The sequence below is a fragment of the Arthrobacter sp. 05N33_2 genome (assembly GCF_056397425.1).
The window spans coordinates 1-1,115 of sequence record NZ_JBFTNJ010000150.1; the positions used below are offsets into that span (position 1 = coordinate 1).

The window sequence follows — 1,115 nt, forward strand, 5'->3', positions numbered from 1 at the left end:
TGTACTTGTACTGCCCAGGGACGTTGGTTCGGTGAATGTGATGACTCGCTGGAGTCGTTGACCTAAAGGTGAGGACCTCCGGTTGCACAGTGGAGTTGCTTAGACAACCGCTGCAGCGACCAGGAGGTCCTCAATGTCTCACGCTAATGCCGCTTTGACTCCACGCCAACGTTTGCGCGTCGCGCGTCTCGTCGTAGACCACGGCTGGCCGGTGTCCCGGGCTGCCGAACAGTTCAATTGCGCCTGGCCCACGGCCAAACGGTGGGCGGCCCGCTACGCCGCGATGGGTCAGGCGGGTATGGCTGACAGGTCCTCGCGCCCGCACCGGGTGGCGAACCGGACGCCGCAGCAGCTGGTGCGCAAGGTCGTGCATCTGCGCTGGAAGCAGCGTCTGGGCCCGGTCGCGATCGGCGCGAAGCTGGCCATGCCGGCCTCGACCGTGCACGCGGTTCTGGTCCGGTGCCGGCTGAACCGGCTGCATCACGTGGACAAGCGCACCGGGGAGGTCATCCGCCGCTACGAGCATGAGACTCCTGGAGCGATGATCCACGTCGATGTGAAGAAGCTAGGGAACATCCCCGACGGCGGCGGTTGGCGCTACGTCGGCCGGCAACAAGGCGGCATGAACCGGGCAGGAACCCCGGACAAACCGCGCAGCAGACATCGTGGCCCGCTGATCGGGACCGCCTATGTGCACACCGTCATCGACGACCACTCACGGGTCGCCTACGCCGAAATCCACAGCGACGAAACAGCAGCCACCGCAGTCGGAGTGCTCAGGCGGGCCGTGTCCTGGTTTGCCGCCCGCGGCGTCACCGTCGAGCGGGTTCTCTCCGACAACGGCTCAGCCTACAAATCCCACCTCTGGCGGGACACCTGCCGGGAGCTGAACATCAAGGCGAAGAAGACCAGGCCCTACCGCCCCCAGACCAACGGAAAAATCGAACGCTTCCACCGCACCCTGGCCGACGGGTGGGCATTCAAACGCTTCTACGCCACGGAATCAGCCCGCAGAAACGCCCTCCCGGCATGGCTGCACCACTACAATCACCACAGGCCCCACACCGCAATCGGTGGCCACCCGCCCATCAGCCGCTTAACCAACCTCCCTGGGC

At 65.2% G+C, this 1,115-nt stretch carries 1 protein-coding gene; it reads left to right on the forward strand.

The window, feature by feature from the left end; all coding sequences use genetic code 11:
* Window positions 1-133 precede the first annotated feature (133 nt).
* A partial coding sequence (locus AC1DHX_RS20735) for an IS481 family transposase (protein ID WP_476900465.1) occupies window positions 134-1,115 on the forward strand: 982 nt, incomplete at its 3' end.